Origin of the sequence: Bacteroides caecigallinarum, from assembly GCF_016901995.1 — a bacterium.
In the GTDB taxonomy this organism is placed as follows: domain Bacteria; phylum Bacteroidota; class Bacteroidia; order Bacteroidales; family Bacteroidaceae; genus Phocaeicola; species Phocaeicola cellulolyticus.
This window is the reverse complement of sequence record NZ_JACJLE010000024.1, coordinates 1-19,371: the sequence shown is the minus strand read 5'-3', so window position 1 is coordinate 19,371 and position 19,371 is coordinate 1. Positions and strand designations below refer to the sequence as shown.

Below are 19,371 nucleotides of genomic sequence, written 5' to 3'. Positions count from 1 at the left end.
TGATTGATTATTCAGCACGCAAAGTGAAACGTTTGAAATCAATAATTGCCAATTCTGGATCTGCAGCTTTCAAAGTATCTGCAACTGTCTTCTTAGGATCCATGATGCTTTCCTGGTTCAAAAGACAAACTTCTTTCAGGAATTTGCCCAAACGACCTTTAGCAATATTTTCAATCATAGCCTGTGGCAAGTTTGCAGCCTTTTCAGCAGAAACTGTAGCTTTGATTTCTTTAGCTTTAGCTATATCTTCAGCAGTGATCCATCCCTTAGCCATGTTGCTTTCCATGTGCTCTTCGCTATCAACATGAGCAGGATTGATACCAGCTTTCTTCAAAGCAGCTTCAACAGCTTTCTGTACCTGTTCTGCTTTTGTTTTTTCAATAGCAACATTGATTTCTTCCTGTTTTACTGATTCAGGAACACCAGCTTCGTCAATTGCTATAGGATTCATAGCTGCAATCTGCATACAGATTTCATGAGCAACCTGCTGATCGCAAGGCTTGTTGAAAGCAACCATAGTACAAAGCTGATTCTTGTTCATGTGGTTGTAAACAGCTGTACAAGCGCCAGAAACGAAGAAATAGCCATCCAATTCAGTTTTTTCACCAGTAACACCGCTGCGTTCTACAATTGCATCACCGATTGTAGCATTACCCATAGGAAGAGCCTTGATTTCATCGATAGTCTTGCATTTGTTTTCAACAGCAGCATCAAGAATAGCCTGAGTCAAAGCAACGAAATCTGCATTCTTAGCAACGAAGTCAGTTTCGCACTTCAAAGCTATCATTGCAGCATAATCACCAGTTGATTTAGCCAAAACGCAACCTTCAGAAGTTTCACGGTCAGAACGTTTTGCAGCAACTGCCTGTCCTTTTTTACGAATAATTTCCATTGCCTTGTCGAAATCGCCTTCTGCGTCGTTCAAAGCATTTTTACAGTCCATCATACCAGCTCCAGTCATTTTACGAAGCTTGGTAATATCCGCCATACTTACAGCCATAATAATTTCTTTTTATTAAGAGTTAATAATATCGTTATAAAACAAAATTGAGAATTGAGAATTGAGAATCTGAGCAAATATGTTCCATTCCCAATTTTCAATTCTCAATTTATATATTTGTCTTATTCAAGAATTAAGCTTCATCTTCCTTTACGAAAGCAGCAGCTTTTGCTGCATTGATAGCATCTTCTTCTGCCTTATCCATGCGAGCTCTTGCAGCTTTTTTCTTAGGAGCCTTTGGAGCAGCAGCTTCACCTGCAGCATCCATATCTACTTTTTCAGCTTTTCTTTCTTCCAAACCTTCAGCCATTGCAGCACAACAAGCATCAAGAATTACTTCTACAGACTTAGTTGCGTCATCGTTTGCTGGGATTACATAATCAACATTTGAAGGATCAGAGTTAGTATCTACTATTGCAAATACAGGAATACCAAGACGGTTAGCTTCACGTACAGCAATATTTTCCTTCAAAACGTCGATAACAAACAATGCAGATGGCAGACGAGTCAAATCAGCGATAGAACCAAGGTTCTTTTCAAGTTTAGCACGCTGACGAGAGATCTGAAGGATTTCTCTCTTTGACAAGTTTGAGTAAGTTCCATCGTTAGTAAGTTTGTCGATAGTTGCCATCTTCTTAACAGCCTTACGGATTGTTGGGAAGTTAGTCAACATACCACCTGGCCAACGTTCTATAACGTATGGCATATTTACAGAAGCAGCTTTCTCAGCTACTACCTGTTTAGCTTGTTTTTTAGTAGCAACAAAAAGGACTTTCTTTCCTGATTTTGCGATCTGCTTCAAAGCATCAGCAGCTTCTTCAACTTTTACAACGGTTTTGTTAAGGTCGATGATATGGATACCGTTGCGTTCCATAAAGATATAAGGAGCCATTGCTGGGTTCCACTTTCTCTTCAAATGTCCGAAGTGGCAGCCTGCTTCCAATAATGTATCAAAATTTACTCTTGACATTGTTTTTAATTTTAATCGTTTACTTTCTTTTTTGTTTAAATTGAACCAACTGTCCGGTAGTTTCTCCGCAAACAATTGTAGGGAAAATCCTGACAGTTTAGATACTAAACGCTTTTACATTTAAGTTTTTGAGTTTCTAAGTTCTTGAGTTTAGTCTGAAGTTTCGCAAACCGATTACTTGCAACAAACTTACAAACTTAAAAACTAACAAACTCAATCGCTTAACGTTTACTGAACTGGAATCTTCTACGTGCTTTCGGACGTCCTGGTTTCTTACGTTCAACAGAACGAGAGTCACGAGTCATGAAGCCTTCTGCACGAAGAGCCTTCTTGTCGTCTGCGTTGATTTTAACAAGTGCACGAGCGATAGCCAAACGCAAAGCCTGTGACTGTCCTGTAAAACCACCACCACACAAATTTACTTTAATATCATATTTTTCAGCCACCTGAAGAAGGTTAAGAGGCTGTTTAACTACATACTGCAGAATAGTTGATGGAAAGTACTCTGCAAGGTCTCTCTTGTTAATAGTAATCTTTCCTGTACCTTCGCTAACGAAAACGCGAGCAATTGCGCTTTTACGTCTGCCTAATGCATTTACTACTTCCATTCTTTATTATTTAAGTGTGTTAATATCAATAACTTTAGGAGTCTGAGCTTCGTGTTTGTGTTCAGCACCCTCATAAACATACAAGTTGCCTAGTAACTTAGCTCCCAGACGGTTTTTAGGAAGCATACCTTTAACAACTTTCTTCATTAATTTTTCAGCGCCATTAGGTTTAGCCATCAAGCGAGCAGGAGTGATTTCGCGCTGACCACCAGGATAACCTGTGTAGCTCAAATACACTTTGTCATTCCACTTATTACCTGTAAACTTAACTTTGTCTGCATTGATGATAATAACGTTATCACCGCAGTCCACATGAGGAGTAAAGTTTGGTTTGTACTTTCCTCTCAACAGTTTCGCAACTTTTGCACCGAGACGTCCTACGACCTGGTCGGTAGCATCAACTACAACCCATTCTTTTGTTGCAGTTTCCTTGTTTGCAGAAATGGTCTTGTAACTTAAAGTATCCACTCTTAAATCTTTTTTAAAATGTTAACTACTAAAAAACGAATCCGTCACACTCCATCCGTCCCGGACAAAGAAGAATAAAGTGCTCAGAATCTTAAATTTATCACTATTTGATAATAATCGGCTTGCAAAGGTACAACTTTTCTTGAAACAGACAAAGTTTTTCCATATTTTTCTATTATAATCAGTTGATACTATGTAAAAAAGGCTACTATCGTAATAAAACGACAGTAGCCCGTTTATATATTTTAGTACTATATTTATCGATTACCTAATAATGTTCTCAGGATATTTTTCCGGCATAGTAACCTTTTTCCAGGTTTCATAGCACCATGAATCTATTATATTTCCGTTAATATCCTCTTTCAGAAAATATTTCACAACCATTATTCCATTTTCCTTCATTTCGTATTCCATCACATTCTTTTTTCCGTTCAGCTGCGGAAGATGGAGATTTCTTTCAACAATTTCTGTATATGATTTTTCAGAATCCACCTCATATGTCCCTTCACCTATTATAATAGCTCCATGAGGCATCATAACCATATTAGTAAACCGTCCGTCGTCCGAAAGTATTTTAAATGAATTACTTGTTTTAAGCTCACCGGCTACATCCGGAGAATTAGAACGATAAAAACACATCTGCCATACGCCATTAAGACTTACAGGAACTTTTTCAGCCTTTTGCGCCAACGCATTACCCGATGCCACCAGCAACAATAATGCCAATAATAAGAAACTGCGCATTTTCATAACACTATATATTTAAGTTAATTAATAGGTTTCTACAAATATAACAAAAATAATTATTAGATACACAGATTAGCATCATTTTTTTATTATCAGGCCTTAATCTTAATACATATTACAAAAAAGGCTGTACGGAATTATCCATACAGCCTATAATTTCTATATTCTCGAATATTAGAATTCTGCATTTCTCGGAGTACGAGGGAAAGGTATAACGTCACGTATATTCGACATACCTGTAACGAACAACAGCAAACGTTCGAAACCAAGTCCAAATCCAGAGTGAGGACAAGTTCCATACTTACGAGTATCAAGATACCACCACATATCCTTCATAGGAATACCAAGTTCCTGAATACGTGTAAGCAGCTTGTCATAGTCAGCCTCACGTTCAGATCCACCAATAATCTCACCAATCTTAGGGAAGAGCACATCCATAGCACGTACAGTCTTTCCGTCTTCATTCTGTTTCATATAGAATGCCTTGATTTCCTTAGGATAGTCTGTCAGGATTACCGGTTTGTTGAAATGTTCTTCCACCAGATAACGTTCATGTTCAGAAGCCAGGTCAGCTCCCCAGAATACAGGGAATTCAAATTTATGACCTTTGGCTACAGCATCTTCAAGAATCTTGATACCTTCTGTATATGGAAGACGTACAAAGCTATCTTTCAATACGCCCTGCAGACGGTCTATCAATCCCTTATCAAACATATCGTTCAGGAACTTGATATCATCGTAGCAGTTGTCCAAAGCCCACTGAACACAATACTTGATAAACTCTTCAGCCAAGTCCATATTATCATTGATGTCATTGAAAGCCACTTCAGGTTCAATCATCCAGAACTCAGCCAAGTGACGAGGAGTATTTGAGTTCTCAGCACGGAAAGTAGGACCGAAAGTATAGATTGCGCCAAGTGAAGTTGCAGCCAATTCACCTTCCAACTGACCAGACACAGTCAAACTAGCCTGCTTGCCGAAGAAGTCATTATCATAAACTATAGAACCGTTTTCATCTTTCTTCAGATCATACAGATTCATGGTAGTAACCTGGAACATCTGTCCCGCACCCTCACAGTCAGAAGCAGTAATGATAGGAGTATGGAAATAGAAGAAACCACGGTCATGGAAGAACTTATGAATAGCGATAGCCATATTGTGGCGAATACGGAACACTGCGCCAAAAGTATTTGTACGCGGACGCAAGTGAGCTATCTCACGAAGGAACTCCATTGAGTGTCCTTTCTTCTGAAGAGGATAAGTATTGTCACATACGCCCAACACTTCTATTTCGCGAGCCTGAATTTCAGCAGCCTGTCCTGCACCTACAGATTCCACTAATTCACCGTTTACGCTGATACATGCACCTGTAGTAATCTGTTTGAGCATTTCTTCATCGAAGTTAGCCAAATCAACAACCACCTGCACATTATTTATAGTAGAACCGTCATTCAAGGCGATAAAGTTTACCTGTTTACTACCGCGGCGGGTACGAACCCAGCCTTTAACGTTGACCATACTGCCAAATTCGCGTGATTTCAGCACGTCAACAATTTTTGTTCTACGAATCATTTCCATCATTTAATAATTTATATTATTCAAAAGACCCCATACGGAGCATATTTACTTCATTTTCTGTCAAGAATCTCCAGTCACCGCGACGCAATCCCTTCTTTGTAAGTCCGGCAAAATAAACTCTGTCAAGTTTAATTACCTTATATCCCAAATGTTCGAATATACGGCGTACGATACGGTTCTTTCCAGAGTGGATTTCTATTCCAACCTGCGACTTATCAGTATCAGAAGCATAGCTTACAGCATCAGCATGAATTTCTCCATCTTCCAAAGTTATACCTTGTACAATTTGGTCAAGATCGGCTTTTGTAACATTCTTATCACAATACACATGATAAATTTTCTTCTTCAGATATTTAGGATGAGTAAGTTTCGAAGCCATCTCGCCATCATTGGTAAGCAGAAGAACACCTGTTGTATTACGGTCAAGTCTTCCCACCGGATAAATACGTTCCTTACATGCATTCTTCACATAATCCATCACAGTCTTGCGTTCCTGCGGATCATCCGCTGTAGTAACGCAATCCTTTGGTTTGTTAAGCAGCAGATACACCTTTCTTTCAATGGTTACCGGCTGGTCATGGAATTTAACCTCATCATTACGATGCACTTTAGTACCAAGTTCTGTCACCACTACACCATTTACAGAAACCACTCCTGCTGTGATAAACTCATCAGCCTCACGACGTGAGCATATACCGGCATTAGCCAGGAACTTGTTCAAGCGGATAGGTTCATTAGGATCTGTAAGCACATCCTTATACTCTATCTGCTTCTTCATGCTATATTTAGCATTCGGGTTATAATCATTTGTGCGCTGACGGAATCCTCCCTGACGGTTGTTACCATATCCGCCACCCTGCTGGCGATATCCGCCCTGCTGTCCCTGACGAGGACGGAACGAACGCTGTTCACCCCCATCATTATTGAATCTAGGAGTAAACTGACGCTGCTGACGATCACCGCCGTTGTTATTAAAACGTGGTGCGCCGTAAGAACGTTCCCCTCCTTCATTGTTTCCATATGGGCGATTGCCATAAGGACGTTGCTGACGGCCATAATTGTTATTGCCATAACCTCCACGCTGCTGACGGTCAGCACCATTATTATTGTTGTTAAACCGAGGGTTGAACGAAGAGCGGTTCTGACGTTGCTCACCACCTTCAAATCCATTGTTAGGACGACGTCCGTAATTTCCACCCTCATAACGATTGTTTCTGTTATAACCTTCTCTGTTGTTGTAAGATTTTCTACCATCGCGGCCAGACTGGTTTTCACCGTTTTGTCTGAATTCTCTTTCTGTCATAATAATTAAATCAAAAAAAATTAATACTCTTACCCTCTCGGGCCAAAAATGTCTCTATAAATCAAATATAAAATTAAATACCAGTATAATTATGTGGAGTTATTGCGCGAAGTTCCTTCTTTATATCTTCACTCACCTCCAATGTTTCTATGAAATTCTTTATTGAAGCCTCGTTTATAGCCTGGTTAGTACGTGTAAGAGCCTTCAGCGCCTCATACGGATTAGGATAAGCCTCACGGCGAAGAATTGTCTGAATAGCCTCAGCAACCACACTCCAGCAGTTATCCAAGTCCTCATAAATTTTATGCTCGTTCAATAACAGTTTGCCAAGTCCTTTCAGCGAACTCTGTATCGCAATAATAGTATGACCGAAAGGAACACCGATATTACGCAATACAGTAGAGTCTGTCAAGTCACGCTGCAATCTTGAAACAGGAAGTTTTGACGACAAATGTTCGAAAACAGCATTAGCCATACCCAGGTTACCTTCAGCATTTTCAAAGTCTATCGGATTAACCTTATGAGGCATTGCGCTTGAGCCTACTTCACCGGCTTTGATTTTCTGCTTGAAATACTCCATTGAGATATACTGCCAGAAGTCGCGGTTCATATCAATCATAATAGTATTGATACGTTTCATCGCATCAAATATTGCCCCCAGATTGTCATAGTTCGAAATCTGAGTAGTATATTCCTCACGTTCCAATCCCAACTTTTCTGCAACAAACTTATTACCGAATTCTTTCCAGTCAAACTCAGGATATGCCACATGGTGAGCATTATAATTACCAGTAGCCCCACCGAACTTGGCAGTAATGGCACAAGCTTTCAGTATATCCAGCTGACGGCGCAATCTGTACACAAACACCATAATCTCTTTACCCAATCTTGTAGGCGAAGCAGGCTGTCCGTGAGTCTTTGCAAGCATAGGAATATCCTTCCATTCCTCTGCATATGCGGCAAGCTGGTCAATAAGTTTCTGTATTTGCGGATAATATTCCTTCTCCAGAGCCTCTTTTATAGACAAAGGCACAGAAGTATTATTGATATCCTGCGAAGTCAATCCGAAATGGATGAACTCTTTATATTTTTCCAATCCCCCAAGCTTGTCGAACTGTTCCTTGATGAAATATTCCACAGCTTTCACGTCATGGTTAGTAACGCTTTCTATTTCTTTGATACGCTGAGCGTCAGCCTCTGAGAAATTACGGTAAATATTACGCAATGATTCGAAACGCGCATGATCGAAACACTTCAATTGTGGCAACGGAAGTTCACACAAAGTAATAAAATACTCTATTTCCACCTGCACACGATACTTGATCAGCGCATACTCAGAAAAATATTCAGCCAAAGCTCCCGCCTTGGTCCTATATCTGCCGTCAATAGGAGAAACAGCAGTGAGTAAGTCAAGCTCCAACATTGTTTTTCAGTTTTTTCTAAATTAATGATCATTAAAACTTCGCAAAAGTAATGCTTTTTCCCGACTTAACCACCCTAATAATGAAAACTTTAGTAATTATTACACAAAACTACGGAAATAAAGTGTACCTTTGCAGCCGGAAAAATATAAAATCAACATGACAATGGAACTTCCAAACGACCCGATGATGCTTTTCAGCCTCATCAACATGAAACTCAGAGACTTTTATCCATCACTCGACTCTCTTTGTGATGATCTGAGTCTTAATAAGGACGAAATAATATCACGTCTTAAAGATGCCGGCTTCGAATACAACGAAGAGCTGAACAAATTCTGGTAATTTCCTCACCAGAATTTTTTGAACAAAAAAATGAACGCCTGCCGAACATGCGGCGAACGTTCATTTCTCGTTCATACCGTGTTCTGCAGGCGTCCGGCATGCATTATTTCACAAAGAATCAATATCCAGGATTCTGCTGTTTTGCGATAACAGGATTAGCGTTAACTTCACTTACAGGAATAGGGAGTATCGTCCTGAAGTATGTTCTGTCGAACTTTCTTGAATCTTCATTCAGAGCATAATGCCATCCTATATTATCTTGGCTTTCGTAACGGACAATAGTTTCATTGTTACGCATAGCATCAAAGAAACGGTGTCCTTCGCCAACCAGTTCCTTACGACGTTCTGTCAACACCCTCTCCAAAGTGATACTACCGGCATCAACCACATTTGCCGAATTTACATCTACCGAACGGGCCTTGATTAGATCATTCAGATACTTGACAGCATAGTCCACATTTCCGCCACCAATTTTCACGGCAGCTTCAGCAGCATTCAGATACACCTCCGAAAGTCTTAATATCGGCAAATTCTGCAAACGAGGATCACCCTGCTGTCCCTTTGGAAATTTGTTTATGAAAACAGGCTCATCACCATATTTCTTATAAAGGTCTGTAGGACTACCCTTATCATCCATTTTATTCTGAACCGGCAATATAACGTTTATTCTGACATCATTCTTGTCAGCCTTCAACATATCTACAAACGACTTTGTACAAATTGCATCCGCATATCCGTCCTCATTATACAGATAACCTATACCTTCACGGTCTGCCCAATCGTCAGTACCGTTATTTATAAGTTCGAACATCATCTCCTTGGTATGTTTTGCACTCATTTTATCCCATGCCTCAGCATACTCATCAGCTTCCCATAGCTTATATGGAGAATGTTCGATTATATTCTGTGCAGTAGATAATGCCAGTTCATTTTCTCCCTTATACAGATAGACACGTGTAAGCAAAGCCTCGGCAGCCCACTGGTCAATAAATCCCTGCTTCTCTCCTACCTTTTCCGATTTATATAAAGCTCCGGAATTAACCGCCTCAGTCAAATCCTTGATAACCTTCTCATAAACACTTGCAACAGTTTCTCTGCCCAACTGCGAGTCTGTTCCCAAAGCAGTGTCAACAAAAGGAACACCAAGAGAAGCTCCCTTGTCACTTGTATAAGGATTTCCATAAATCCTCACCAAATCGAAATGCACCAAAGCACGGACAACCTTAGCCTGAGCATAAATATCGTTTACTTCCTTCTGATATTTCTCCGCATCCAGTATTTTTTTGTTATCAACAGCCTCAATAATTCTGTTGGCACGACGTATCACATTATACGGCACATTCCATATAGCCGGAGCATCATCCACAGTATATCTCATCTCATAACACGAAGAAGTACGCATACCCTGATCTCTGGCCTGCATATCATCAGCACGCACATCGCCATAGTAAAACATTCTGGCCGCATAATATTCACGATATGTAGAATTACCCTGTAATCCGTCATACATACCGTACATAGCCGTTCTAGCATCATTATAGTTAGTTATAGCCTGACTTGTAGGAATACCATTCGACGGTGCCTGATTCAGCCAGTTGTTCACACACGATGACAATCCCAACATTGCCACCGAAAATATAAACGACTTATATATTTTAGTTATCATATTTCTTATTCTTATTTTAAATTAAAAACCAATTTCCATACCGAAAGTAACAGTTCTCAATGCCGGAGTCTCAAAAGTACAAATACCGTTAACCGGAGTTTCCGGATCGACATACAGTTTTTTCGACTTCCAAGTAAGCAAGTTGTTTGCCGCTACATATGCTCTCACTTTCCCCAATCCAAGCTTACCGCTCAGGCTAGACGGCATTGTAAATCCTACAGTCAGGTTCTTCACTCTCAAATGATCGGTAGGCATCAGCCAGCGTGACGAAGAAATATTCTTGTTTCCGAATGCAAACTGTGGAAGTGTTGCGTCATCGCCAGGTTTCTGCCATGTATCCTCTATCTTATAGTATGCCGGCACATTGCCTACATAATTATAAGTACCCCCGTTAGACTGCAACCATGTGGCATAATCAAAAGCGTTTCCACCAATAGAATAAGTCAGCGTAATATTAAAGTCAATAAACTTCCAGCTGACAAAGTTAGTCAAACCACCCTGCACCTTAGGTTCCACAGCACCTATTATTGTCTTGTTTGCCTCAGCCGAGTTTGTAGTAGTTTCACGACTGCCATTCTCTCCATTTATATAATAGAGTTCCTTACCTGTTTGAGGATCCACACCGGCATATTCATATGCATAGATAGAATAATATGGCTCTCCTACTCTATGAATAAGCACACCGTTAATCATTTCATTCTGGTTTCCATCAAGCTTCAACAGAGTATTTCTATTATGACTGATGTTGAAAGTAGTAGTCCAAGACCAGTCCTTATTCTGGATATTTGTTGACCTGAGCTCAAATTCGACACCGCGATTTCTCATTTCGCCGACATTCATCAATGTGTTTGCCACACCGCTTCCGTCAATGATACCCGTTACACCTGAAATAGCCTTGTTCATCAGCAAATCCTTTGTATCACGGTTATACCATTCAACAGTCATCGAAAGTCTGTTCCACAATGTTATATCCAGACCAATATTGGTAGCATAGTTCTTTTCCCATTTCATATTAGGATTATCCACCCTCATTTCTGCCGAACCACCATTACCCTTGTAATTATATCCGAATCCGAAAACACCCAGATAACCATAATAATCCGTAGGCTGTGTACCATTCACACCATACGACGCACGCAGCTTGACATCAGTAAATATATGATTTAAGGATTCCATAAACGACTCTCCGGAAATTCTCCAAGAACCAGACACAGACCAGAAATCACCCCAACGGCTCGCACGCGACAATCGTGAACTTCCGTCACGTCTGTAACTACCACTAAAGTAATACTTGTCAGCAAAATCGTAGTTCAATCGTCCAAGGAAAGAAGTCATTCTATATTTGCTCACAGAGCTCGAAGCTCTGGTATTTCCTGCATTCTCTATTTCAGGCATATACGAAGGATATGTATTACCATTGGCATATACATATTCATAACCATAATCCTCAGTCTCAAATCCCAGCAATACGTCAAAATTATGATTTTCCGCAACAGTCTTGTTATATGTCAACTGAGTCTGTGTATTCAGCTTAGCCATGTTCGTCATCACCCTCTGCATTACACCGTTCGACGAACGTCCGTCATTCGTACGCGGATCCCACCATACTCTTTCATTGTTCTGACTGAAGTCATAACTCAATATCTCCTTCAAGTTCAGATTATCCCATATATTCCATGTAGCACCAATCGAACCCATAAAACGGTTCACCACACTCCTATTATAATTATATGTCTCTGTCTGAACAGGATTGGCGCCATTCAGTGCCGGGAAAAACGTACTGAAAGACCCGTCTTCATTATAAGGATAAGTCGAAGGAGAAGCCGTCATCGCATAACACATTATCGGACTGGCAAAGCTGGTACCTTCATTATTCACATTCTGTGTAGAATTCGTAAACATGGCACTTGCATCAATCGACACACGGTCTGCCTTATGGTTTACACTGGCTCTACCTGTAAATCTCTCATATCCTGACACATTAGTTATACCATCCTGCTTTGTATATGAGAACGAAGTATAGAAATGAGTCTTTTCAGATCCTCCCTGCGCGCTCACCTCATAATTCTGATGAGCACCCTTTCTGAACAATACATCCTTCCAGTCAGTATATCCCGACCAAGGTTCAGCCGCATACGAATCAATCTTACTGTCAGCATAAGCAATAGCCTCCTGTTCAGATTTACCTCCGTTCAGCATATAATTCTTTAATCCCAGATAAAGGATATCACGTCTTTCCGCACCGTTCAGGATAGGACGATAATTAATCGCCATGTCAGACATACCCCAGTCAGCCTTCACATTAAACTTGGTTTTTCCAGCTGAACCACGCTTAGTCGTAATGATAATTACACCATTAGCCGCACGCGAACCATACAAAGAAGCAGCAGCCGCATCCTTTATCACAGTCATAGACTCAATGTCATTACTGTTAAGTGTCGCCATAAGGCTGTTACCTGAATTGGCATAAGAGAATTCGCTCACATTACCATTCATCATAGGCACACCATCGATAACATACAGAGGTTCGTTACTTGCATTGATAGAGCCCATACCACGGATACGCACCGATGCCACCGCACCCGGCTGACCGGAAGTAGAAGTAATCTGGACACCCGAAACAGAACCCGCCAAACGATCCTGAACACTTACAGAAGGGACATCCTTCAGTTTTTCTGTGGAAACATTCGAAGCAGAACCAGTAAACGAAGATTTTTTAAAGTTACCATAACCTGTCACCACAACCTCATCCAGAACCTCCGTATCCGGATGTAATACAACATTCAGTGTCGGAGCGACAGCAACTTCTTCTGATTTCATTCCGATAAACGAAATAACCAACGTCTTGGCAGTTTCCGGAACATTAGGAATACTGAAGTTACCGTCAATGTCTGTTACAGTACCTACAGTAGTACCTTTCACTAATACAGATGCACCTACAATAGGCAAACCGTCTTCACTTGAAGTAACCGTACCGGCCACTTGCGAGACTTGTGCGTTCACCACACCTACCCACACGACGAGGCAGGAGATTAATAGCATCAATTTCCTTCTCATAAAAATCTCTCTTGAATTTTAATTTTACAAATAGTTTAGTTCTCTCTAGTTAATCACAAAAATATGTATTTTCCCGAATATTTTTTCATTTTTCAAGAGGAAAGCCCGCAATCTTAGCTTTTAGACACAACATTTGACGTTTTTCTTCTAAAAAAGCATTTTCATAGCATATAATAGTATTTCTTTCACATAAAACGCTGATTTAGCGCTCAAATTGTTATAAACATAAAAAGATTGACAGAGATTTGGGTATTTTTATGCTGAATATATACAGATAATAACACTTTGAGGAAAAGAATTATTAGAAAAATCTTGGAATATCAAGATGAGTGAATTAATAGATCTTACTTAAATATTATACAAAGAAATAATAAAGATATAAAAAACGTCCACCAAACACAGTTTAAACATTCATATCCGTTCTTCGTGTGTTTAGCAGACGTTTAGCAATCACATTATCAGCCAATAAACTGATTTATTTTATTTCATAATATAAAATCAATGGATTCCAGTATCACATTATGCTTATTTTTAGATTCGTTTCATTTCTTTTAACTATTACGAAAGAATATCTCAATAAATTATGAATAAATAAAATAGGAAAGTGGCAAAAGAGAAAAAACGCAATTACTTAAACATATACGATAGACCCGGCAATAGTTAAGCAAACAAATTTATAATACATTCAAGTATTTGTTTTTCCATCTAACGGCATGACTTGATAATAAAATCTACCTCTATATAATTAATTCTAGCACAACTAAATATTACCCAAACAAGTGATTGCAATATATTCTTCTAACCATTAAATTACCACATAAAAAAATGAGGCTAAATCTTTTTGTAATAGCCTCATTTTTTTATGAAATCCTTTGATTGTTACTTGATTATTCAGCAGGCAACTCTAATGTCTCTGTAAATCCTTGATATAACAGTCCCCAACCACCATTATATTCTACAACTCCCTGCATTGGGAAACGTAAGATATTACCTTCACGCGTCATACCTGTTGCTGCAAAATACACCATTCCATAAGTTGCATTAGTATAACCTGTAGCTTGTATATCCCACGCAACAAGTTCCTGTCCATCATCGCTTAATGAAAATACGATAGGATATCCTTCAACATAACAGTCTACTAATCTATAAATATTACCTTCAGCAGCTTTTTCTATTGTCTGTGGCCAAGTTTGACCAAAAAACTCAGAAGTAAATTGCCCAGTACCAAAAGATGCCCATGTCAACTGTCTTTTAACAGTAACTTTTATACTTCCCTCTCCTGATATGGATACTTGTGATGCATCCTGAACTCCTAAAGTGATATTGTATGTAGTTGTAGCACCCAGTGAATTTAGATCAAAGTTTAATTCAATATAAGAAACATTCTCTCCTTCATCAAACTTTACAGTCGACGAACTCAGTGTGAATATGTTTTCAGCTACAGTACTTTCATCAATAGAAATTTGTACTTCTGAATTAGCATTTGTGTTTGATCTGTATATAGGAACAAGAATTTTACCTTCGTTTTCTGTTGAAACTTCTTCAGACATTGTCGTTGAAGCAAAACTTACACCTGTTCCATTTTCGTACATTGCACCTTCAGCATCTGTATTACACGAAGCGAAAGTTGCTGTACCTAATAAAAGGCTTAAACTCCAATATAATATATTTTTTTTCATTTTTATTTGTGCATTAAATTATTGTACTATCGGATTCTGATCAGCATCGGTTATGTTCTCGTTACCGTCAATTTCAGATTGAGGTAATGGAAGAATAAACAATGGAGAACCAGCTTCAGTATTCTTTGTTTGAACAGTCTCTGTATGGTTAGAGCCTTCATATTTACGGTTATAACCTAGACCGAGACGTTGCAAATCAAATATTCTACCTGCTTCACCCCACAATTCAACACGACGTTGGAATAAAATTTCATCCATCAGCGTTACTAATGCTGAGTTAGTGTTAGAATTATAAGAATTAGAATCTGTTCTACCTGCTAATCTTGTTTCAAAACCATTATCACGTAATGTACCTAGTTCTTTTATAGTGTTACGAGCTGTAGCGTATTGTTCCAAATGACATTCTGCTTCTGCCTTAATTAAGACCATTTCTTCAGCTCTCATCAGTATATAATCTCCTGTACGAGTTGTATAATCTGCCATTTTGAATTTTAACTGACAATAGCTGATTTTAGATGTTCCAGCAACCTCTTCATCTTCACTCAGTGCACCCCGGAACCATGCTAAACGTGTATCTGTAGTTGGTATAAGTTTATATAAACCTGTGCTAATGCATTGAGGTGCTTTCGATCCGTACATACCAGGGGCATCAGCGTCCATGTGCGAGAAGAAACTTGCAAATCCACTAGATTGGTCTGCTATAATTTTCATACCCCACATAACATCCGAAACGTCTACGTTATTATTTCCACCTAAATCTTCAACACTTGCCAATTGGAGTCCTGGCTTTTTAAGTGCTTCTGCTGCAGCATCGGCAGCTTTCTGATATTCATGTTGTACCAATGAAACTCTGGCCTGAAAACCTTGAGCTGCATAGTAATCTACGTGAGAAATATCTTTCTGTTCAAGATCTTTTAATAAAGTAGTAGCTTTAGTTAAATCTTCATTAATTCTGTCGTATACTTGCTGAACAGTACCACGAGGTTTTCCTTCGGAACCAGCAACTGTAGGTTCAGTATATACAGGAACACCTGGTTTATCCTCATTACCTTTATATGTCTGCTGATATAATTGTATCAAATAGAAATAGCTATATGCACGCATAGCGTATGCTTGACCTACTATTCTTTTGACTTCTGCTGGATCACCTCCCATTGTATTTTCGGAAGCAATGATATAGTTCAGATTACTGATTATAGTATAGTAGAAGTTCCAAATAGAATATGAACGACCTGAAGTATTCGAAAAATCTCCATGTACATTTAGTCTGTAATCTTCATAGAACCAGCCTTGTCCCTGGCTATACATCAAATGATCTTCTGCCATTAAGTCTGCCAGCAACTGGATTGCTGTTTGTCCACAGTTCTCTGAACCCCAGTTTGCACTCCATCCGGCAACGTATAACATTCTATATACACCGTTTATTGCCGCTTCTGCACTATTGGCATCTTCGAAAACTTGAGTTCCTGAAACTTTATCAGTTGGTTCTGTATTCAATTCATCTGCACAGGAGTTAAATGTCAATAAACCTGCAAGTGAAAAGATATATAATAAATTCTTTTTCATTTTATTTCTATAGTTTTAATCATTAAAATGTAACATCTATACCGAATGAAATAGTTCTAACAGGAACATATCCAAAGTTTGTACCACCAGTGAAGTTGTATTGTGGGTCCATACCTTTCAAATGGTTGAATAGTACCAGGTTGTCTCCGGTTGCTGTGATGCGGATATTCTCCATATTCAGTTTCTTGATCAAATTGGAAGGTAAAGAGTATCCTAATGTAATGTTCTTGATAGACAAATATGATGCATTAATCAAATTGTTATCTGTAATAATGTAGCTCTTACCTATTTCAATTCTAGGAATGTCGGTAATATCGCCTGGTTGTTTCCATGCGCGTTCAAGATGTTTACTTTTTGCCTGACCAATATAGTTACCATAAAGTAATGTATTATATACACCATCTAAGACTTTACCACCAATAGAATAAGTGCACAGAACGCTCAAATCAAAGTTCTTGTATTTAAAACTGTTAGTGAATGATCCATATAAATTAGGAATACGACTGCCCTGAATTTCTTTACATGCAGTAGCTTTTGCCTGATCGTCAGTAATATATTTTTCACCTTTTACACCATTTTCATCTGTATCCCAAGCCCAGTATAGTTGCTTACCAGTTGCTGGATCAACACCGGCTGCACTTGCTGTATAGAATGAATTTAATGTTTCACCTTCACGAATGATGTAGCTACCAGAGATGATTTCAGGTTTGTCAGCAAGCTGTAACACTTTGTTTTTAACGGTTGATCCCATTAAAGTAAGATTCCAGTTGAAATCATTTGTTCTGATTAAGTCAGCATTTAATGTAATATCCCAACCTGTATTGCGCATACTACCTATATTCTTGTTATATCCATCGAAACCTAATGATGTAGCCATAGGATATGACATTAACATATCACTAGTTTTACGGCTATACCATTCTATACCAACAGATAAACGATCAAAAAATCTACCTTCTAGGCCTACATTCAGGTTACCATTTTTTTCCCATTTCAAGTCTTTGTTTTCAAGTGATGACAATGCAACACCACTCATATTTCCATTTGGGTATCCTAAATCATAGAATGACTGCCATGCATAATATGTTCCTAGATTATCATTACCCTGAACACCATAGCTGGCCTTAACTGATAGATTGTTAATCCAAGAAACATCTTTTAAAAACTCTTCTTGCGAAATACGCCAATTTGCTCCTACAGACCAGAAGTTTCCCCAACGGTTATCCTTGTGAAATCTAGAAGAACCGTCAGTACGGAAACTCGCAGACAAATAATATTTGTCCGCATAGTCATATGCAAAACGCGACAGGACTGATTCTACAGCATAATTGTGCTGATACGAAGATGCACTAGTGATAGTAGTCGCAGCATCCAATTCATATAATCCACCAAATGGGAAGCCTGTTTTTGATGCACCTAGATACTGGTAGTTATATTTGTAGAACTCGTGACCAACCATAGCAGAAACATGATGTACTCCAAATTTTCTATCATAACTTAATAATTGGTTGAATGTATAACTCATAGTTCTTGCAACGGCCTTCTGTATTGTACCTTTTACAGAAACAGAGTTTCCATTATAAGGATTATAATAAGTCATACCTGCAGAGTTTACAATATCAAAACCATAATTTACAGAGAATTTCAATCCTTGTAACGGACCAGTTTTCAAATCGCCCAAGTCTACAAACATACGTCCACTTAAGTTGTCACTTGTTGTAGAGTATTTATCATCATATAATGTAGCAATTGTATTCCAGTCTGCATTTGCACCTGCAGGACGATTAGAGCCGTAATCAAACACAGGATTACCTAAATTATCCATAACTGTAGAACCGTTTGCATCCTTTTCAAATACAGGATAAATAGGTGCCATCAGTTGCGCTGTATACCAAACGTTTGATGAACCAGAAGAATTCTCTACAGCAGTATTACTTTCATTTCTCGAATAACTGGCATTCATTCCAGCTTTTAACCAGTTAGTAACATCTGTACTGATATTCATACGACCATTTAGACGGTTGAAGCTTGTTGTCTTCAATAAACCTTCTTCATCAAGATAACCCATAGAGAACATATATTTAGTTCTCTCGTTACCTCCATTGAATGAAACATTATATTCTTGGCGTAAAGGGCTTTTATCCATAGCTTCATCCATCCAGTCTTCTGAATATTTTAAATAAGCATCATTACGTACTTTTCCAGTAGTTGGGTCGATAAGTTCTGTAATAGAATAATTAAATGGATTATACTGCTCATTTAATCCCAAGATAGCAGTAGCACCACTTTTCATATTTTGGAGGGCCAATACAGACGCATCTGATGGAGACATACCATCATTATAAATCAAATCGTTTTTATATGATTGGTATACTGTTTCCAAATAACCAGCTTCATCCATAGTCTCATAACGTGGAATTGATCTAGAAGAAACGCCCCAATTAGCTTTCAAATTAACTTTAACTTTACCTGAGTTTCCTTTTTTGGTAGTAATCATAACGACTCCATTAGCACCACGTGAACCGTATAGAGCGCCAGCTGATGCGTCTTTCAATACAGTCATAGATTCAATATCATTAGGATTGATAGCAGAAATATTACCGTCATAAGGTACACCATCTACAACGTACAATGGATTCTGTGATGAGTTTATAGAACCAAAACCACGAACAACAACTGAAACCCCTGAGCCCGGTTGTCCAGAACCCGATGTAGTTTGTACACCTGCTACCATACCATCCAATGCTTTTGTAACGTTGGCAACAGGTCTTTTTTCTATTTTATCAGCTTTGATAACCTCTGCAGAACCTGTAAAAGACTCTTTACGTGCTGTACCATAAGCTACAACCATAACTTCATCCAGCACCTCTGTATCAGAATGAAGTGATACTTTTACTACCGGTTTAATATCCACCTCCTGTGTTTTCATTCCGATGAACGAAATAACTAGAGTTCCGGCCGAACTT

14 protein-coding genes are annotated in these 19,371 nt (G+C 38.8%); 1 reads left to right on the top strand and 13 read right to left on the bottom strand.

The window, feature by feature from the left end; genetic code table 11:
- Nucleotides 1-7: 7 nt before the first annotated feature.
- The 8 genes from tsf to purB form a co-directional block, all read right to left on the bottom strand.
- The gene (tsf, locus tag H6A61_RS07755) at nucleotides 8-1,000 is read right to left on the bottom strand and encodes a translation elongation factor Ts (RefSeq protein ID WP_204392619.1); all 993 of its coding nucleotides are present in this window, start codon (nucleotides 998-1,000) and stop codon (nucleotides 8-10) included.
- 133 nt (nucleotides 1,001-1,133) lie between these two features.
- Nucleotides 1,134-1,970 (bottom strand): 30S ribosomal protein S2, encoded by an 837-nt coding sequence (gene rpsB / locus H6A61_RS07750; protein WP_154043088.1) that lies wholly within the window; start codon nucleotides 1,968-1,970, stop codon nucleotides 1,134-1,136.
- Between the two features lie 221 nt (nucleotides 1,971-2,191).
- The gene (gene rpsI, locus H6A61_RS07745; RefSeq protein ID WP_154043087.1) at nucleotides 2,192-2,578 is read right to left on the bottom strand and encodes a 30S ribosomal protein S9; all 387 of its coding nucleotides are present in this window, start codon (nucleotides 2,576-2,578) and stop codon (nucleotides 2,192-2,194) included.
- 6 nt (nucleotides 2,579-2,584) lie between these two features.
- On the bottom strand, nucleotides 2,585-3,046 hold the full coding sequence (gene rplM / locus H6A61_RS07740; protein ID WP_154043086.1) for a 50S ribosomal protein L13: 462 nt from the start codon (nucleotides 3,044-3,046) through the stop codon (nucleotides 2,585-2,587).
- 264 nt (nucleotides 3,047-3,310) lie between these two features.
- Nucleotides 3,311-3,796, bottom strand: a complete 486-nt coding sequence (locus H6A61_RS07735; RefSeq protein ID WP_154043085.1) for a DUF4488 domain-containing protein — start codon at nucleotides 3,794-3,796, stop codon at nucleotides 3,311-3,313.
- A gap of 171 nt (nucleotides 3,797-3,967) precedes the next feature.
- Nucleotides 3,968-5,371 carry an asparagine--tRNA ligase gene (asnS, locus tag H6A61_RS07730; RefSeq protein ID WP_204392655.1) on the bottom strand — a complete coding sequence of 468 codons (1,404 nt, stop codon included), beginning with the start codon at nucleotides 5,369-5,371 and terminating at the stop codon, nucleotides 3,968-3,970.
- A gap of 16 nt (nucleotides 5,372-5,387) precedes the next feature.
- Nucleotides 5,388-6,677 carry a pseudouridine synthase gene (locus H6A61_RS07725; protein ID WP_430746793.1) on the bottom strand — a complete coding sequence of 430 codons (1,290 nt, stop codon included), beginning with the start codon at nucleotides 6,675-6,677 and terminating at the stop codon, nucleotides 5,388-5,390.
- Nucleotides 6,678-6,747: 70 nt separating this feature from the next.
- Nucleotides 6,748-8,094 carry an adenylosuccinate lyase gene (gene purB / locus H6A61_RS07720; protein WP_204392653.1) on the bottom strand — a complete coding sequence of 449 codons (1,347 nt, stop codon included), beginning with the start codon at nucleotides 8,092-8,094 and terminating at the stop codon, nucleotides 6,748-6,750.
- Nucleotides 8,095-8,260: 166 nt separating this feature from the next.
- Here purB and H6A61_RS07715 point away from each other — a divergent pair, with 166 nt between their 5' ends.
- Entirely contained in the window at nucleotides 8,261-8,437 is a 177-nt protein-coding gene (locus H6A61_RS07715; protein ID WP_154043083.1) for a DUF4250 domain-containing protein, read from the top strand.
- Nucleotides 8,438-8,555: 118 nt separating this feature from the next.
- On the opposite strand, the gene H6A61_RS07710 is transcribed toward H6A61_RS07715, so the two are convergent.
- The 5 genes from H6A61_RS07710 to H6A61_RS07690 form a co-directional block, all read right to left on the bottom strand.
- Entirely contained in the window at nucleotides 8,556-10,103 is a 1,548-nt protein-coding gene (locus tag H6A61_RS07710; protein WP_204392614.1) for a RagB/SusD family nutrient uptake outer membrane protein, read from the bottom strand.
- Between the two features lie 21 nt (nucleotides 10,104-10,124).
- Nucleotides 10,125-13,160: a SusC/RagA family TonB-linked outer membrane protein gene (locus H6A61_RS07705; protein WP_204392612.1), complete on the bottom strand. Its 3,036-nt coding sequence runs from the start codon at nucleotides 13,158-13,160 to the stop codon at nucleotides 10,125-10,127.
- 887 nt (nucleotides 13,161-14,047) lie between these two features.
- On the bottom strand, nucleotides 14,048-14,839 hold the full coding sequence (locus H6A61_RS07700) for a hypothetical protein (protein ID WP_204392610.1): 792 nt from the start codon (nucleotides 14,837-14,839) through the stop codon (nucleotides 14,048-14,050).
- An 18-nt stretch (nucleotides 14,840-14,857) separates the two neighbouring features.
- Nucleotides 14,858-16,405: a RagB/SusD family nutrient uptake outer membrane protein gene (locus H6A61_RS07695; protein WP_204392608.1), complete on the bottom strand. Its 1,548-nt coding sequence runs from the start codon at nucleotides 16,403-16,405 to the stop codon at nucleotides 14,858-14,860.
- Nucleotides 16,406-16,427: 22 nt separating this feature from the next.
- On the bottom strand, nucleotides 16,428-19,371 hold a 2,944-nt coding region (locus H6A61_RS07690), incomplete at its 5' end, for a SusC/RagA family TonB-linked outer membrane protein (protein WP_346342333.1).